Genomic DNA, 14,818 nt, shown 5'->3' with positions numbered 1-14,818 from the left:
TCTTACTGAGCCAGCGGCGCGGGAGCGACGACGGCGACAGGCGCGGCAACGCGCACGGAATCCTTGAAGCCATAGCCCGGCAGCGACAGCGCGTAGCTGTGAACCATCCACATCTGCACGAAGAGGATGCCGAAGAAAGGCACCATCCAGGTTGCTGGGTTGATCACGGTCCAGATTTTCCAATCCTCTTCAGGATGGTTAGGAGCGGTGACGGTCGGGTCGGCCAACAGATAAGGTACTTGCATCGGAAATCTCCTAGACGGTTAATCTTAGAACCAGGGCTGATAGACCCAGGTGACGACGTGGACGACGGAGGCGATCATGACCCAGCTCCAGGTGCCGTGCTTCCAATGCTCGTGGAATTCCTTCGCTTGCTGATCGGTCAGGCCCGACAGATTCTTCGACATTTCTGCCATTGTCTTATCCTCTTAACTGTAAGTGACACGCACCCTATCGATTAGGTTGTCAGGGGATGCGTAACGAGGCTTGCTGTTGAGCTGGTGTTGTCATTTAACCCTTCGCGGGACTCGACCCAGCAGCAATGCACGAGTGTTAGTCTAGCCTGACAATCGCCTGTGTCAAGATTTATTTACAGTGGTGATCCACGTCCGGCCCGCATCCTCTCGCGATTGCCTCGGTTCGGCCTTCCAGGGAGCCAGCGATCTGCGTCGGCAAGGCGGTGGTACCCTTTGCGGAGAAACTGATTTCTTGAAGTATTTTGCTCCATACCTCCATATCCCAAATGGCAGGACAGTTATCCGCTCGCTGTGCAAGTCCGCGGCTGTCAGGTAAACTTCTCAGGTTAAGATGTCAAGTACACTGGACGGACATAATGGCGTGATCGCTGGATCGACCATGTCGGTGTCCGATGCCGCTGGCGTGATGCCAGAGCCGCAACCGACAAGCGTTGGAGCTTCCGTAGGAATGAAACGATTACTCAATTTTGTCATAGCTCTTCCCTTTGCCGACGCAGGTACGACAGAGCTTCCGCTCATCCGATTACTGCGTCTCTCGTTGTTTCAGGTTTCCGTGGGCATGGCGATGGTGCTGCTCTACGGTACCCTCAACCGTGTCATGGTGGTCGAGTTGGGCGTTTCGGCGTGGCTCGTCTCGCTGATGGTCGCGCTACCCCTGGTGTTTGCGCCGCTGCGAGCCTTGATCGGGCACCGCTCCGATTATCATCACTCCGCGTTTGGCTGGCGTCGTGTCCCCTATATTGCGCTTGGTAGCATGCTGCAATACGGGGGCTTTGCGATCATGCCGTATTCGATCCTGATTCTGGCGGATCCTTCCAATAATCTGGCGTTTATCGGACAGTTTTTCGCGGCCGTCTCGTTTTTGCTGGTCGGTGCCGGTCTGCACACGGTGCAGACCGCGGGGCTTGCGCTGGCGACCGATCTGGCCACCCCCGAAAAGCGTCCGCGCGTGGTGGCCCTGCTGTATGCAATGTTGCTGCTCGGCATGGTGGTCAGTGCACTCTTGTTCGGTCATCTCCTGCAGGATTTTTCGCATAAGCGCCTCGTTGAGGTCGTGCATGCCGCGGCCCTGGCCACCGTCATCATGAACGTGATCGCGCTCTGGAAACAGGAATCGATCGATTTGAAGCGCGCCGTGGCCAATATCCCGCGTCCACCCTTTCGCGAGACCTGGGGCGCCTTCATTCAAGGCGGTCACGCCAGCCGTTTGTTGGTGGTCGTCGGTCTTGGCACCGCCGGATTCAGCATGCAGGAAATTCTGCTCGAACCTTATGGGGCTCAAGTGCTTGGGTTAACGGTCTCGCAGACGACATCGTTAACCGCGATGCTGGCAGGCGGCACATTTCTCGCCTTCGCATTGTCAGGCTACCTGTTGAGCCATGGCGGCGATTCCTATCGTCTTGCCGCTGCCGGGGCATTCATCGGAATCCTTGCCTTCGCATTGGTCATCTTCTCCGCGACTGCCGAATCGCCAATGCTCTTCAGGGTGGGTACCAGCATGATTGGCTTTGGTACTGGCCTGCTTGGAGTCGGCACGCTCACGGCGGCGATGGCTCTCGCCGAACGCGGTCATACAGGTCTGGCGTTGGGCGCCTGGGGAGCCGTGATGGCGACCAGTCAGGGACTGGCCATTGCCAGCGGCGGGGCCGTGAGGGATCTGGTCACTGGTTTTGCGATCTCTGGCTCTCTGGGGCAAAATCTCATTGCCCCATCGTTGGGTTATCGCCTCGTCTACGGGATTGAGATTGTCCTGTTGATCGCGGCACTGGTTGTGATCCTGCCGCTTGTTTTGCGTTCGCGGCGTGATGGGCCGCAGTCCCCGTCAAAGTTCGGCCTGGATCAGATGCCGTGAACCGCGTCTCGCCGGCAGTCCTTGGCGGCGTCAAGTCTCGGTTTGACCAGCATGATCGTTCAGGCGATGCCCGGAACACTTCGGATCAACCGAAGTGATTTCCGGGGAAGCACATACCAGAATGGCATCCGTTCGCGGTGTCCCTGAAGCCGTCGTAGTGAGTCCTGATCCCGTCGAAGGTTCGAACCATGAACGGCTTCAGGCACCGCGTTCCGGATTTCCCCTTCATCCTCGACAAGGCCCTGCCTGAGCGAAACCGACTTCGGGTCGTTCTCCATGGCCGGTCACCTATCCTGAAAGATTTGGCAGGAGGACAGCTTTTCTTGATCGGAACGATGAATCCGATGAACCAGCGCGGGAGGGGGGGGCAGGCGATCAGCGCGCGGTCAGAAGGTTTTCGGGTATGTGTGCGGTGTGACTATTTGCGCCATGTCTCGATTGAGCGGATCTGGCGCGGTGTTCTAAACCGCGTACAAAGCGAGACTGGGTTTCGAGTGAGTTCGACGTTTGGCGCATCGACGGTTTTGGGCGGGGACACGGTTTAGTGCCAATCAGACAAAACAAATTCGGCCCCTTTTGATTCATTGATTCATGAATCAAAAGGGGCCGAATCCGTTCAATCATTGATGCTTTGGATCTCGGATTTTATGAATCCGGACACTGGCGCATCATAATGATGTCGCCTATTGAGCGACAGCCGCAGGCGCTGCTACAGGAGCAGGTGCAACCACGGCGACCGGAGTCTTCACACGAACGGAATCCTTGAAGCCATAGCCCGGCAGCGACAGAGCATAGCTGTGAACCAGCCACATCTGCACGAAGAGGATGCCGAAGAAAGGCACCATCCAGGTTGCTGGATTAATTACGGTCCAGATTTTCCAATCGTCTTCAGGATGGTTCGGTGCAGGGATGTTCGGATCGGCAAACATGACAGGAACTTGCATTTGGATATCTCCTTGAATTTGAACTGGAAATTGTTCTTAGAACCAGGGTTGATAAATCCAGGTGACCACATGGACCGCAGAAGCGATCATCACCCAGCTCCAAGTGCCATGCTTCCAATGCTCATGAAATTCTTTCGCTTGCGCGTCGGTCAGACCTGACAGATTAGCCATTGCAGATGCCTCCAGTCGAAGATTTGAGTGGCCATACTGGCCTGTGTAGGCTCGCCAATGATCCCGTCACGCATCTGCCTGTTTGTTGGCGTCTTGCTTGACGGTGAATGTCCGCATCGCGTTGCCTTAAGTGTTAGTTTAATCTGACACGGGTTTGTGTCAAGATTTATTTACAGAGAAATGTAATGATTTCTTGGAACGCTGTGGCGCGACTTTACTCTGCCAGTTGCGCAGGTGCGACGACGGCGACAGGTGTGGCAACGCGCACGGAATCCTTGAATCCATAGCCCGGCAGCGACAGGGCATAGCTGTGAACCAGCCACATCTGCACGAAGAGGATGCCGAAGAAAGGCACCATCCAAGTTGCTGGGTTGATCACGGTCCAGATTTTCCAATCGTCTTCAGGATGGTTTGGTGCGGGGATGTTCGGATCGGCAAACATGACGGGAACTTGCATGAAATTTCTCCTTAACTTGGGCTTGAGAGCGTACTTAGAACCAGGGCTGATAGATCCAGGTGACCACATGGACCGCAGACGCGATCATCACCCAGCTCCAAGTGCCGTGTTTCCAATGCTCGTGGAATTCTTTCGCTTGCGCGTCGGTCAGACCTGACAGATTTGCCATTTTTACGTCAGCCATTGTTGGTTCCTTCTAGTCGAAGATGAATTGGCCGTTTCGGCCAGTGTGGGCTCGCCAAGCTTCACTGGATGACGCCATGTTGAATGGTGCATGTCTGCTTGCGATGCCGTGAGTGTTAGTTTAACCTGACACTATCCTGTGTCAAGATCTATTTACACAAGGATATTGAGCTTTTCCCGGCCAGCGGTCTTGGCGAGCGGGGTCTCGGAGGAGCAGGTTTCGGTGAGTCGACGAGTGAAGCGGGATGTTTCGGATTCAGTTTTGGGTATTCGCCGCATCTGAAAGCATCGCGTTCATTGAAATCTTGATTCCTTGAAGGGTCTGCCGTGGCACTGTCATGGAAGGTAACGGTTCAATCCAATCTGGCTCCCGATGTCATCCATCGGGCGGCCAGTCCATAACTTTGAAATTGGGAGTTTCGACATGAACATGACTAAAAACATTGGCGATACGGACCGTAATATCCGCTTCGTTGCTGGCGTTGCGATCGCGCTGTGGGGCCTGATCGATCATAACCTGCTGGGGCTGATCGGTCTGGCTCTGGTTGGTACCGCGTATCTGCGTTGGTGCCCGGCTTATGTTCCAATGAATATCGATACCACCGGGAAGTAACGGGGGTCAGGCGATTTTTGTCGAACAGCCTGCCGGCTTGCAGCTTTTTTGCTCGTCGTTGAAGACGAACGAAAAGATGGTGCAAACGGGTAGGCTTTTTTTCGGAAATCGCCGAATAGCGACGTCTGCTGGCGCGGGGGAGATGGTTTGATTGCGGTGGATGAGTGCCCTATTGTGCAAGCGACACATCAATGGGTGCAAACTCGGAAACAAAGGATCTGCAGGTGAGGAACGGCGAGAAATGACCGACTGGCGAGCGATCTTTCAAGTGATCGCTAACAGATAGAGACGAGTAACTGAGCGGTGCAGCAACGACTGCCGAACCGCTCGAAAGCAGACGATGCCTTACTGAGCCAGCGGCGCGGGAGCGACGACGGCGACAGGCGCGGCAACGCGCACGGAATCCTTGAAGCCATAGCCCGGCAGCGACAGCGCGTAGCTGTGAACCATCCACATCTGCACGAAGAGGATGCCGAAGAAAGGCACCATCCAGGTTGCTGGGTTGATCACGGTCCAGATTTTCCAATCCTCTTCAGGATGGTTAGGAGCGGTGACGGTCGGGTCGGCCAACAGATAAGGTACTTGCATCGGAAATCTCCTAGACGGTTAATCTTAGAACCAGGGCTGATAGACCCAGGTGACGACGTGGACGGCGGAGGCGATCATGACCCAGCTCCAGGTGCCGTGCTTCCAATGCTCGTGGAATTCCTTCGCTTGCTGATCGGTCAGGCCCGACAGATTCTTCGACATTTCTGCCATTGTCTTATCCTCTTAACTGTAAGTGACACGCACCCTATCGATTAGGTTGTCAGGGGATGCGTAACGAGGCTTGCTGTTGAGCTGGTGTTGTCATTTAACCCTTCGCGGGACTCGACCCAGCAGCAATGCACGAGTGTTAGTTTAGCCTGACAATCACCTGTGTCAAGATAAATTTACAGTAGTGCTTGCGAAGGCTGCCGCGTGCCTTCTCACCAGGCGTTAAAACCCCATTTCGCGATGAAAATCAAGGCGAGAAAAAAGAGAAACGCGGTCGCGGTCGCTTTGCCGAAAAACAGGAAATGATGGAACATGGCGTACCAGACCTCGCTAATGCTCTGCTCCTTCGGCGCGGGCTGTTGTTGAGGGTCGTCTGGCGTCGTCTCGCTCTCGACGCGCGGGGAGGCGGGGGTTAATGCGTAGGGCTCGGCGCGGCTAACCTTGAAAAATTGAATGTCCGAATCGGCGCCGGCCTTTTCGATGACCACGAACTCGGTGCCAACCGCAAGCGTCTTGTCGGTGGCGTACATCAAGGCGAAATCCTCAATGCTTTCCGCCGCGCCTAAATACTCCCAGACGGAGGACTTTTCGGGCCAGATACTTCTTGCTGCGTAGTTCAACGATACTTCCTCTATCTAATGATCGTAATGATGCCGACAGGCCGCGCGGAAGACGGGGGGCTCCCGGCTGTGCAAGCCGGCGTCTGTCATGTAGACTTCACGGGGTCGAATGTCCAGTGAACTGGACAATCATTTGAACTCAATTGACACTGATCTGGCAAGGCAGAGCCATGCTAAAGATCCAGACTGGCACTCCATTCAATTCATTTTGAGCAGGCAAGGCAAGCGCATGCGGAATAAGCGTATCCTCGTGATCGGAGCAGGCATGGGCGGCTTAAGCGCGGCCCTGAAGCTGGCAATCAATGGCTTTGACGTCACTGTCGTGGAGCGCGGCCATCGTCCGGGCGGCAAGCTGCGCGAGCAGCATGTGGGCGAGCAGAGCTTCTATACCGGCCCCACCGTCTTAACCATGCCATGGGTGTTCGAGGAGATTTTCGCGGAGGCTGGCGCGTCCCTGACCGAGCGCGTCACGCTGCATAAGGCTGACATTCTCGCCCGCCATGCCTGGAGCCTGGATGAGCGGCTGGATCTGTTCGCCGATCAAGAGCGCTCGGCCGAGGCGATCGCGGTATTCGCCGGCCCTGCCGAGGCGGATGGCTACCGTCGCTTTACGCAGCACGCGAAGCGGGTCTTCAATGCACTCGAAGGCCCCTTCATCCGTTCGACGCAACCGACACCGCTCTCCATCTTTGGTCGCTTCGGTTGGAGCGGCATCGGCGAGCTGACGCGGATCAAGGCGGTCTTCACCCTCTGGCAGGCCCTCGGCGGTTACTTCAAGGATCAGCGTCTGCGTCAACTGTTCGGCCGCTATTCCACCTATGTCGGCGCGTCACCCTATCTGGCGCCAGCCACGCTGATGCTGGTCGCCGATGTCGAGAGCCGCGGCGTTTACGCGGTGGACGGCGGCATTCACCGGCTACCGGAAGCGCTGGCGGCCCTCGCCGAGGAGAAGGGCGTCACGCTGCGTTACGGCGAGCAGGTCTCCGAGATCCTCGTCGAAGGCGGGCGAGCCGCTGGCATCCGACTGGAAACCGGCGAGCGCCTTTCGGCCGACGCGGTGATTTACAACGCCGACGCCTCCGCGATCGGCGAGGGCCTGTTCGGCGATGGGGTGAAAAAGGCGGTTCCCCGGATCCCGCCGGCCAAGCGTTCGCACTCGGTGGTGACCTGGAATTTGCTTGCAAAGCCCGCCGGTTTTCCGATGCAATACCACAACGTTTTCTTCCCTCCCGATTATGCGCCGGAGTTCAAGGCGATCTTCGACGAGCTACGACTGCCCCTTGATCCGACCGTTTATATCTGCGCGCAGGATCGCGGCAATCCCAATGCGCCCGCGCCAGTGGATCCCGAGCGTCTGTTGGTGATGGTCAATGCGCCGGCGCGTGGCGACACGCAGACCATTACCGAACAAGAGATTCGGCGCTGTGAGGCGCGTGTCATGTCCCTGCTGGCACACTGCGGGCTCACCCTGGAGCAAAGCCAAGAGATTGCCGTGACGACGCCCGCGTATTTCGAGAAGGCCTATCCCGCATCCGGGGGAGCGGTGTTCGGACGGGTGACCCACGGTTTGTTCGGCTCATTCGATCGTCCGGGCAACACGAGCAAAATTCCGGGGCTGTATCTGGCCGGCGGCAGCGTCCATCCAGGGCCGGGCATCCCGATGGCAGCGATCTCGGGGCGCATCGCGGCGACCACGCTTTTGTCTCAGTTCGGATAAGAGGAAGTCTCGGCGCCATCAGGATTTCTCTATCTTTCATGCGATCGCCTGTCCTGACTCCGTTTTGTCAAGCGATGGAGCCCCCCACCTTAGCCTTGGTCCACTGGGACGCTGGGGTGTTTGGGGGTGTTGTGTCGTCACGGAGTTATGTGTATGTCTGAAAAACGGGTGGTTGTCATTGGCGCGGGGATGGGGGGGCTGGCGGCTGCGTTGCGCCTAGCCTCTGGCGGACTGAAGGTCACGCTCGTGGAAAAGCGGGAAACGGTCGGGGGTAAGGTTCGCGAACTGACCATCGATCAGATCCGCATCGACTCTGGTCCGACTGTGTTGACCATGCGTCCAGTCTTCGAGGAGCTTTTCGCTCACGCCGGCGCGTCGCTCACGGACCACCTTCGGCTGCGGCCGGCTGAAATTCTCGCGCGACACGCCTGGAGCGAACATGAGCGCCTGGATCTCTTCGCGGATATCGAGAGGTCGGTCGAGTCGATCGGCGATTTTTCCGGCGCCGCCCAGGCGCGCCTGTTTCGCGATTTCTGCGGCCGCGCGGCGGACATGTATCGCACGCTGGAGCATGCCTTCATCCATGAAGGTCGTCCGACGCCGCTCTCGCTGGTTCTGGACTCGGGATTGTTCAATGTCGCCAGACTGAAACCCTATTCGACGCTGTGGCGCGATCTGGGCCGTTTCTTTCCCGACCCCCGCCTGCGTCAGTTGTTTGGTCGTTATGCCACCTATGTTGGCTCGTCGCCCTTTCTGGCGCCGCCGACGCTCGGGATCGTCGCCCATGTTGAGCAGGGAGGCGTCTGGATGGTGGAGGGCGGCATCCAGCGTTTACCCGAGGCGGTGGCATTGCTGGCATCCCGGCGCGGCGTTGAGTTTCACTATGGCGTCGGAGTGAGCGAAATCCTGATCGACCGCGGTCGCGTCAGTGGTGTCCTGCTGGACAATGGCGAGCGGTTTGCCGCCAATGCCGTCGTCTGCAATGCCGACTCGGCCGCGCTTGCGGCTGGGCTCCTGGGCGCTTCGGCCAAACGCGCGGTGCGTCCTCATCCCGTTTCCGCGCGCTCGCTGTCGGCGATGACATGGAGTCTGCACGCATCGACGGCGGGCTTTCCGCTGGTGCGCCACAATGTGTTTTTTTGCCGCGATTACCCGGCTGAGTTCAACACGATTTTCAAACATGGCCGGCTTCCGGACGAACCCACCGTCTATGTCTGCGCCCAGGACCGCGACGATTTGGGCGAGGTGGCCGGAGCTGGCCCCGAGCGGCTGATGTGCCTGGTCAATGCGCCGGCACGCGGCGATACCAATCCCCTTCAAGCGAGAGAGATCGATCAATGCGAGGAGCAGACATTCACACTGCTGGCACGCTGTGGCCTGCGGGTCGACAGGCATCCGGGCAATCTGGTCAGGACGACCCCGCTGGACTTCGAGCGTCTGTTTCCGGCGACCGGTGGGGCGCTGTACGGTCGAACATCGCACGGATGGCGGGGGCCGTTCAGTCGCTCGGGGGCGCGCAGCAAGGTGCCGGGGCTGTATCTGGCGGGGGGCAGCGTGCATCCGGGACCGGGGCTGCCGATGGCGGCCATCTCGGGACGCTTGGCGGCGGAGGCGCTCCTGGCGGACCTGACTTCGACCTGACCGTCCCCCCGCGCGGTTATGCCTGGTGGTATGTCGACGCGCTGAGTGACGATGGCCGCCATGGCCTGACCCTGATTGCGTTCATCGGCAGCGTGTTCTCGCCCTATTATTTCAAGGGTCGCCGCCGTGGTCAGGACGATCCGCACGACTACTGCTCGATGAATGTCTGTCTCTACGGCGAGGAGCGCCGCTGGACCATGACCGAACGCCGGGCCGGCGCGGTGTCGCAGAATGCCGCGGCATTGAAGATCGGACCCAGTGCGGTTCATTGGAATGCGGATCGGTCGCTGACCATCCAACTTGACGAGATCGGAACGCCCATCCCGCAGCGTGTGCGTGGCAAGGTCCATCTGACGCCAACTTTTGTCAACGAGCGCAGCTTTACCCTCGACAGTCAGGGGCGGCACCGGTGGCGCCCGATCGCGCCGAGCGCACGCGTGGAAGTCGAACTCGAACGCCCGAAGATCCGCTGGACCGGACACGCCTATTTCGACCGCAATTGGGGCGATGAGCCACTGGAAGACGCCTTTGTCTACTGGGATTGGTCGCGGGCGGGGATGGGCGAGGAGAGTGCGATCCTCTACAACGTCGATCGGCGCAATGACCAACCCCTCTCGCTTGCCCTTCATTTCGGGTCCGACGGAACGCTCAGCGAATTCGAGTCGCCGCCGAACCATCGTCTGCCGCGGACGCCAATCTGGCAGGTTGCGCGCGGCAGTCAGGCGGATCGCGGCCAGCCGCCGCGCATCGTCAAGACGCTTGAGGACACCCCCTTCTATTCCCGCTCGGTGATCGCATCCCACTTAATGGGTCGGCCGGTCGAGGCCGTTCATGAGAGCCTGTCCCTCGACCGCTTTCGTTCGGCCTGGGTGCAGCATCTGCTCCCCTATCGGATGCCAAGGCGCTGACGCCGCTGAGTCAAACTGATCGTCGGGTACTGTCTGGCCCGGATGAAACACAGCAAGGGCGACTCTCGTTTAACCAATTGATAAAATTGGTGTTCCGTCAAGAACGCTTCGGATGAAGCCAAACGAGGTCGCCTATCCCTTAATTTCCCCAAGAGCCCCCGCGATTTCCTCCCGTCGATGGACCCTGGCCCGTGGGCCAAGGTTTTCGCGCCTGGAGAATGCCGTCTTGACCAAGGATCTCTGTCGCATGGTGTAGGTCTTCGTCGACCAGCTCATCGCCAGCTACCCCGATGCGCCCGAGTTGATCGTGTCGCGATGGATCATTGAAGGTTCCACCGAAGAACAGCAGGAATTCAGCTTCTACAATCATGATTAACCCTAGAAAGAGCAATCAGCCGCCAGCGACCAGCCGTTGATTGGTCGAGGTTCTCGCTGATTGAGGCGTTCACCCAATGGGTGAACCAGGGCAGGTCTCGCCCAATGGCGAATTTGATGATTTCCAAAAGCTGGCTGCTGGCTGCTGGCGGCTGACCGCTCTTTGTTTGGTTAACAGCCTCATCCGTAGAACCTAAAAAGAGCAGTTGAACCGCAAAGAACACGAAGAGCGCCAGTCGTTCAATGTCTTGTCTCGATGACGACAATCACCCACAGGGTGATCGTGATGCGCATTTCAAGCCCTTGTTATTCTTTGTGTACTTTGCGCCTTTGCGGTTCTAAATGCCGAATTTAGGTAGAAAGGCTGTAGTCAGACAATCGCCTAAGCACCGAATCCATGCGGTTCCAATCAGAGGGGATGGACGATGAAGCAGAACGCGCAGGCCACGCCGACGGTGCATGACGTCAAGCCCGACGACGCCCCGGTGCCGGAGACGGACGAAACGCCCCCGGAACACTTCCTCATCGTCGGCATCGGTGCCTCGGTCGGTGGGCTGGCGGCCTTCGAAGCCTTCTTCTCCGGCATGCCCGCCGACACCGATCCGGACATGGCCTTCGTGCTGGTGCAGCATCTGGCCCCGGACCACAAGAGCATCCTCAGCGACCTGATCCGCCGCTATACCCGGATGCGAGTGTCCGAGGTCGAGGATGGGATGGTGGTGCGGCCCAACTGCGCCTACATCATTCCGCCCAACCGAGACATGGCTGCGTGCGTGGCGTATCGCGCCTGGATTGCCGCGATCGAGGAACACCTGCGGGGGGAGGCGCGCGACCCCGCCGCTGCTGGATCCGGATCAGTGCCGCTTCGGCGCCTGGCTGCGCGCCGAGGTTCCCCTCGGGCAGGCGATGACGCCGAACGTGCGGGCGATCGACGGCTTGCACCTGCGGACGCATGCGCTGGCGGCGGAGTTGGTGGATCTCCACGCGCGGGGCCGTCCTCAGCAGGCCCTTTCCCGACTGGTCGAACTCCATCGACTGCGGGACCGTCTGCTGGAACAGGTTCAGTGTGAGACGCGATAGAAGGTCTTTCCCGCCGGTGGGACGAGTGGCTCGGGAGTCTCTTTCATGACTCGAATTGACATTTGATAACGTCAAGTTAGACTGACACTCGATCAGAGTCGCCAGCAGGCCTATTGGAGCCGCGGGCGGCTTGAATGGCTCGCCGCGTTTGGTCGCCGACCTGGATGTCTAAAGGGACGGGGCCGCGACGAACCGCCGCCAGTCAGGATTGACCATGCAACTGTATCCCGCCACCGACCCCTTGGCACCTCCCGACCAGGTCATCGCCCAGCCGCCGACCTTATCGGCCTTGGCGTCCTTGCCCCCGCTGTTCCGTCGGGATCTCCTGACTTTGTTTGCGCGGGCCTCGCAAACGCCCTTCGTTCGTCTCGACTATCTTGGCTTTCGGCTGTTTCAGCTAAATGATCCCGCGCTGATCCGGGAGGTGCTGCTGGACAAAGCGCGGCGTTATCGCAAGGGCCGCCTGATGCGTCGGCTCGGCGCCGTGACTGGCGAGGGTCTGCTGATCAACGACGGCGAGCGCTGGAAGAAGCATCGCCATCTCGCCAACCCGTCCATGTCCGGTCGTCGCTTGGCGGGATATGCGCCGGCGATGGCCGAATCGGCTCGACTCCTGGCCGAGCGCTGGCGTGCCCTTCCGGCGGGACAGTCGGTGGATCTGATCGCGGAGATCTCCCGCGCCACACTCATCGCCTTACTGCGGACACTCTTCGGCATCGACTACGATGCTCGCTACGCGGATGTAAGCGAGGTCATTCACCGCTTGCTCGATACACTCGTAAAACGCGGAAGCAGCCTCCTCGCACCGCCGCTGAGCTGGCCGACGCCAGCCAACCTCGCCTTCCGGCGCAAGATTACCGAGGCGGAAGCGATCTTGGCGCGCATCGTCGACACCCGTCGCCGCCATCTGAACGACGACGAGGATCCGAGCGATCTGCTCGGCCAATGGCTTCTCCAGCGCGAGCAAGACCCGGAGCATTTCACCCCGGACGAGATGCGCGACGAGCTCATGACCATGCTCATCGCCGGCCATCATTCGCTCGCGATCGCGCTGAGCTGGGCGCTTTGGGAGATCGCCGGCGACCCGGACCTGCAGCAGCATCTGCGCGCCGAGGTGGACCCGCTAGACCAGGCGCCAACCGACGCCGACGCGGTACAGGCCCTGCCGTTGACCCAGGGCGCCTTCCTGGAGGCGCTCCGTCTCTACCCGCAGCCACCGATCCTGCTCCGCGATGCCGTCAGCGATCATGTCCTTGGCCGTTACCGCATCCGTGCCGGCGATCAGATCATCATCAACATCCTCGCCATCCACCACGACCCGCGGCTGTGGCCAGAGCCGCACCGCTTCCGGGCGGATCGCTACCCAAACATCAATCCGGACCACCTGATGCAGGCGCATCATCTGGGCTTCGGGGGTGGACCGCGCAGTTGTATCGGGCGCCGCTTCGCCCTGATCGAAGGCACTCTGCTGCTGGCTCATCTCGTGCGCGGACTGCAGCTCGATCGCGCGACCGCGGGTCCGATCGAGCCTCGCTTCGCCGGCATGATGGTGCCCTCGGCACCGCTGCTGCTGCATGTGACCCCGAGGTGAGCGAAACAGCCAAGGCCGATACTCCTGGCACTGGCCGCGCGGCGCGGGTCGCGCCGACGCTCGACGGCGTCAGCCGCACCCTCCTGATCCCACTGCTCGCCCGCGCCGAGGCCCAAAGGCTGTGGCCTGGGAGCGCATTCGACGATGCCGCAGCGCGCGCCCTGGCGGCAAAGCTTGCGATCGATCGCGCCGAGCTGGGATCGGACCCTTTCCCGATGCGGCTCTGTCTCAGCCGCTCGCTGGCGATCGAGGAAGCGCTCGGAGCATTCCTGCGCGAGCCGATCGAGCGCACCCTGGTGCTGCTCGCCTGCGGTCTCGATACCCTTCCCGTGCGACTTGACGCATCACTGGACCCCGCACGGCGGGCGCGCGTGCGACGCTGGGTCTGCGCCGACCTGCCGCCGGTCATGGCGCTACGCGACCAGCTTCTGCCGGCGTCGGAGCGGATTCGGCACGTTCGCGCAGCACTGCCCGATCAGCTCGATGAGGTCGCCGCGGCACTCGACGAGACGCGGCCGGTGTTTATCCTGGAAGGGGTTTTGCCCTACCTCGACGCTGAGCAGGTTGCAGGCTGTCTCGCCGCGCTTGGCAGGCTGGCGCCCGCCGGGGCCGATCTCCTGGTCGACGGCTACCATCCGGCCTTGCTCGCCTTTTCCCGGCTTGGCAACACCTTTCGGCGGATGCGCACCCGCTTCCGCTTCGCCATCGCGGACCCGCGCGATTACGTCGAGATGGCCCCGCGCATCCGCTTTCGCGCGCAGCGGAATCTGCTGCCTCCACTGCCCTGGCATCACCGCAAGCGTACCTTGCTGCCGTCACTCGCCGCGGGCGGCAAGCCGCTCGCCACGCTGGCGCAGCTCGAGCTCACGCCGAGCGCCGATCAGTCATTTGCAGAGCCGCTTGGAGTTTTCCCCTGACCTTGGTCTCGGTGGTTAACGGCATCTGGCTAGCCACCATCCCTGAACGCAGGCGGTTCTGAATCGCGGCCCATGCCTGCATCAAGAGGCACTCCACGGAGATTTCCTGTCCCGATCTCGGCCACCTGAGGTTGAGGCGGGGCAGGGTCACGCAAGAGGTCAAGAAATCATGTGTAAATGCAGATTGACATCTGCGTCAGTCAAGCTAGACTGACACCTGAATCAAACCACTTCGGAAGGGTTTTAGCTGAACCTCATCTGATACAGGTTCCAGCGCTGTATCTATGCGTTCCGCGCCGCTGCCGATTCTGCCAGGGTTGATTGGATGTTGACGCATGGTGCGCGGCGAAGCGAGTTTGATCCGTGTGGCATGGACCCTGCCAAATAGGGGGTAAACGCTTCCGGGATCCTCGTTCAGCCGGGCGACGCAAAGGGATCTGTGTTGGCGTGTACGGAGTGGTTTCTTTGCCGTGGTGGGTTGGTCCATGGCGCCCTCTGCAGCACGGGCAAAGTGCAG

General features: G+C 59.9%; 18 protein-coding genes. 8 read left to right on the top strand and 10 right to left on the bottom strand.

The window, feature by feature from the left end:
* Positions 1-2: 2 nt before the first annotated feature.
* Together pufA (CCR95_RS18395) and pufB (CCR95_RS18390) are read right to left on the bottom strand one after the other, a co-directional pair.
* Entirely contained in the window at positions 3-245 is a 243-nt protein-coding gene (pufA, locus tag CCR95_RS18395; protein ID WP_201097133.1) for a light-harvesting antenna LH1, alpha subunit, read from the bottom strand.
* 24 nt (positions 246-269) lie between these two features.
* The gene (gene pufB, locus CCR95_RS18390; RefSeq protein WP_201097150.1) at positions 270-416 is read right to left on the bottom strand and encodes a light-harvesting antenna LH1, beta subunit; all 147 of its coding nucleotides are present in this window, start codon (positions 414-416) and stop codon (positions 270-272) included.
* Positions 417-924: 508 nt separating this feature from the next.
* Between pufB (CCR95_RS18390) and CCR95_RS18385 the strand changes: the two genes are divergently transcribed.
* On the top strand, positions 925-2,328 hold the full coding sequence (locus CCR95_RS18385) for a BCD family MFS transporter (protein ID WP_201097142.1): 1,404 nt from the start codon (positions 925-927) through the stop codon (positions 2,326-2,328).
* 683 nt (positions 2,329-3,011) lie between these two features.
* On the opposite strand, the gene pufA (CCR95_RS18380) is transcribed toward CCR95_RS18385, so the two are convergent.
* The 4 genes from pufA (CCR95_RS18380) to pufB (CCR95_RS18365) all read right to left on the bottom strand — a co-directional run bounded on the left by pufA (CCR95_RS18380) (position 3,012) and on the right by pufB (CCR95_RS18365) (position 4,084).
* A complete protein-coding gene (gene pufA / locus CCR95_RS18380) occupies positions 3,012-3,272 on the bottom strand; it encodes a light-harvesting antenna LH1, alpha subunit (protein WP_201097141.1) in 261 nt (86 codons plus the stop codon).
* Between the two features lie 36 nt (positions 3,273-3,308).
* The gene (gene pufB / locus CCR95_RS18375) at positions 3,309-3,443 is read right to left on the bottom strand and encodes a light-harvesting antenna LH1, beta subunit (RefSeq protein WP_201097139.1); all 135 of its coding nucleotides are present in this window, start codon (positions 3,441-3,443) and stop codon (positions 3,309-3,311) included.
* Between the two features lie 214 nt (positions 3,444-3,657).
* On the bottom strand, positions 3,658-3,900 hold the full coding sequence (gene pufA, locus CCR95_RS18370) for a light-harvesting antenna LH1, alpha subunit (protein ID WP_201097137.1): 243 nt from the start codon (positions 3,898-3,900) through the stop codon (positions 3,658-3,660).
* Between the two features lie 34 nt (positions 3,901-3,934).
* Entirely contained in the window at positions 3,935-4,084 is a 150-nt protein-coding gene (gene pufB, locus CCR95_RS18365; protein ID WP_201097136.1) for a light-harvesting antenna LH1, beta subunit, read from the bottom strand.
* A gap of 423 nt (positions 4,085-4,507) precedes the next feature.
* Here pufB (CCR95_RS18365) and CCR95_RS18360 point away from each other — a divergent pair, with 423 nt between their 5' ends.
* Entirely contained in the window at positions 4,508-4,696 is a 189-nt protein-coding gene (locus tag CCR95_RS18360; RefSeq protein ID WP_201097134.1) for a YgaP family membrane protein, read from the top strand.
* Between the two features lie 345 nt (positions 4,697-5,041).
* On the opposite strand, the gene pufA (CCR95_RS18355) is transcribed toward CCR95_RS18360, so the two are convergent.
* The 3 genes from pufA (CCR95_RS18355) to CCR95_RS18345 form a co-directional block, all read right to left on the bottom strand.
* On the bottom strand, positions 5,042-5,284 hold the full coding sequence (pufA, locus tag CCR95_RS18355; RefSeq protein ID WP_201097133.1) for a light-harvesting antenna LH1, alpha subunit: 243 nt from the start codon (positions 5,282-5,284) through the stop codon (positions 5,042-5,044).
* Positions 5,285-5,308: 24 nt separating this feature from the next.
* Positions 5,309-5,455 carry a light-harvesting antenna LH1, beta subunit gene (gene pufB / locus CCR95_RS18350; RefSeq protein ID WP_201097131.1) on the bottom strand — a complete coding sequence of 49 codons (147 nt, stop codon included), beginning with the start codon at positions 5,453-5,455 and terminating at the stop codon, positions 5,309-5,311.
* Between the two features lie 209 nt (positions 5,456-5,664).
* Positions 5,665-6,072: a hypothetical protein gene (locus tag CCR95_RS18345; RefSeq protein WP_201097129.1), complete on the bottom strand. Its 408-nt coding sequence runs from the start codon at positions 6,070-6,072 to the stop codon at positions 5,665-5,667.
* Positions 6,073-6,301: 229 nt separating this feature from the next.
* Between CCR95_RS18345 and crtD (CCR95_RS18340) the strand changes: the two genes are divergently transcribed.
* The 3 genes from crtD (CCR95_RS18340) to CCR95_RS18330 all read left to right on the top strand — a co-directional run bounded on the left by crtD (CCR95_RS18340) (position 6,302) and on the right by CCR95_RS18330 (position 10,338).
* On the top strand, positions 6,302-7,789 hold the full coding sequence (gene crtD, locus CCR95_RS18340) for a 1-hydroxycarotenoid 3,4-desaturase CrtD (protein ID WP_201097121.1): 1,488 nt from the start codon (positions 6,302-6,304) through the stop codon (positions 7,787-7,789).
* 153 nt (positions 7,790-7,942) lie between these two features.
* A complete protein-coding gene (crtD, locus tag CCR95_RS18335; RefSeq protein WP_201097120.1) occupies positions 7,943-9,430 on the top strand; it encodes a 1-hydroxycarotenoid 3,4-desaturase CrtD in 1,488 nt (495 codons plus the stop codon).
* 92 nt (positions 9,431-9,522) lie between these two features.
* Positions 9,523-10,338, top strand: a complete 816-nt coding sequence (locus CCR95_RS18330; RefSeq protein ID WP_338115438.1) for a carotenoid 1,2-hydratase — start codon at positions 9,523-9,525, stop codon at positions 10,336-10,338.
* 353 nt (positions 10,339-10,691) lie between these two features.
* Here the strand turns inward: CCR95_RS18330 and CCR95_RS18325 are convergent, their stop codons facing one another.
* Positions 10,692-10,937, bottom strand: a complete 246-nt coding sequence (locus tag CCR95_RS18325; protein ID WP_201097118.1) for a hypothetical protein — start codon at positions 10,935-10,937, stop codon at positions 10,692-10,694.
* 201 nt (positions 10,938-11,138) lie between these two features.
* Here CCR95_RS18325 and CCR95_RS26145 point away from each other — a divergent pair, with 201 nt between their 5' ends.
* The 3 genes from CCR95_RS26145 to CCR95_RS18310 all read left to right on the top strand — a co-directional run bounded on the left by CCR95_RS26145 (position 11,139) and on the right by CCR95_RS18310 (position 14,301).
* Entirely contained in the window at positions 11,139-11,783 is a 645-nt protein-coding gene (locus tag CCR95_RS26145) for a chemotaxis protein CheB (protein WP_338115435.1), read from the top strand.
* A gap of 224 nt (positions 11,784-12,007) precedes the next feature.
* Positions 12,008-13,384 carry a cytochrome P450 gene (locus CCR95_RS18315; RefSeq protein ID WP_201097117.1) on the top strand — a complete coding sequence of 459 codons (1,377 nt, stop codon included), beginning with the start codon at positions 12,008-12,010 and terminating at the stop codon, positions 13,382-13,384.
* The gene (locus CCR95_RS18310; RefSeq protein WP_201097112.1) at positions 13,381-14,301 is read left to right on the top strand and encodes a class I SAM-dependent methyltransferase; all 921 of its coding nucleotides are present in this window, start codon (positions 13,381-13,383) and stop codon (positions 14,299-14,301) included. The genes CCR95_RS18315 and CCR95_RS18310 overlap by 4 nt, the downstream gene beginning before the upstream one ends.
* The last annotated feature ends 517 nt before the right edge of the window (positions 14,302-14,818 follow it).

The organism is Thiocystis minor (assembly GCF_016653465.1).
GTDB classification, from domain to species: Bacteria; Pseudomonadota; Gammaproteobacteria; order Chromatiales; family Chromatiaceae; genus Chromatium; species Chromatium minus.
Note: the sequence above shows the minus strand (reverse complement) of the source record. Positions and strands in the feature narration are given on the sequence as shown.

What these genes read in the sequence shown, in the direction of transcription:
- pufA (WP_201097133.1), bottom strand. Translation starts at nt 245, where the DNA reads ATGCAAGTACCTTATCTGTTGGCCGACCCGACCGTCACCGCTCCTAAC.
- pufB (WP_201097150.1), bottom strand. Translation starts at nt 416, where the DNA reads ATGGCAGAAATGTCGAAGAATCTGTCGGGCCTGACCGATCAGCAAGCG.
- CCR95_RS18385 (WP_201097142.1), top strand. Translation starts at nt 925, where the DNA reads ATGAAACGATTACTCAATTTTGTCATAGCTCTTCCCTTTGCCGACGCA.
- pufA (WP_201097141.1), bottom strand. Translation starts at nt 3,272, where the DNA reads ATGCAAGTTCCTGTCATGTTTGCCGATCCGAACATCCCTGCACCGAAC.
- pufB (WP_201097139.1), bottom strand. Translation starts at nt 3,443, where the DNA reads ATGGCTAATCTGTCAGGTCTGACCGACGCGCAAGCGAAAGAATTTCAT.
- pufA (WP_201097137.1), bottom strand. Translation starts at nt 3,900, where the DNA reads ATGCAAGTTCCCGTCATGTTTGCCGATCCGAACATCCCCGCACCAAAC.
- pufB (WP_201097136.1), bottom strand. Translation starts at nt 4,084, where the DNA reads ATGGCTGACGTAAAAATGGCAAATCTGTCAGGTCTGACCGACGCGCAA.
- CCR95_RS18360 (WP_201097134.1), top strand. Translation starts at nt 4,508, where the DNA reads ATGAACATGACTAAAAACATTGGCGATACGGACCGTAATATCCGCTTC.
- pufA (WP_201097133.1), bottom strand. Translation starts at nt 5,284, where the DNA reads ATGCAAGTACCTTATCTGTTGGCCGACCCGACCGTCACCGCTCCTAAC.
- pufB (WP_201097131.1), bottom strand. Translation starts at nt 5,455, where the DNA reads ATGGCAGAAATGTCGAAGAATCTGTCGGGCCTGACCGATCAGCAAGCG.
- crtD (WP_201097121.1), top strand. Translation starts at nt 6,302, where the DNA reads ATGCGGAATAAGCGTATCCTCGTGATCGGAGCAGGCATGGGCGGCTTA.
- crtD (WP_201097120.1), top strand. Translation starts at nt 7,943, where the DNA reads ATGTCTGAAAAACGGGTGGTTGTCATTGGCGCGGGGATGGGGGGGCTG.
- CCR95_RS26145 (WP_338115435.1), top strand. Translation starts at nt 11,139, where the DNA reads ATGAAGCAGAACGCGCAGGCCACGCCGACGGTGCATGACGTCAAGCCC.
- CCR95_RS18315 (WP_201097117.1), top strand. Translation starts at nt 12,008, where the DNA reads ATGCAACTGTATCCCGCCACCGACCCCTTGGCACCTCCCGACCAGGTC.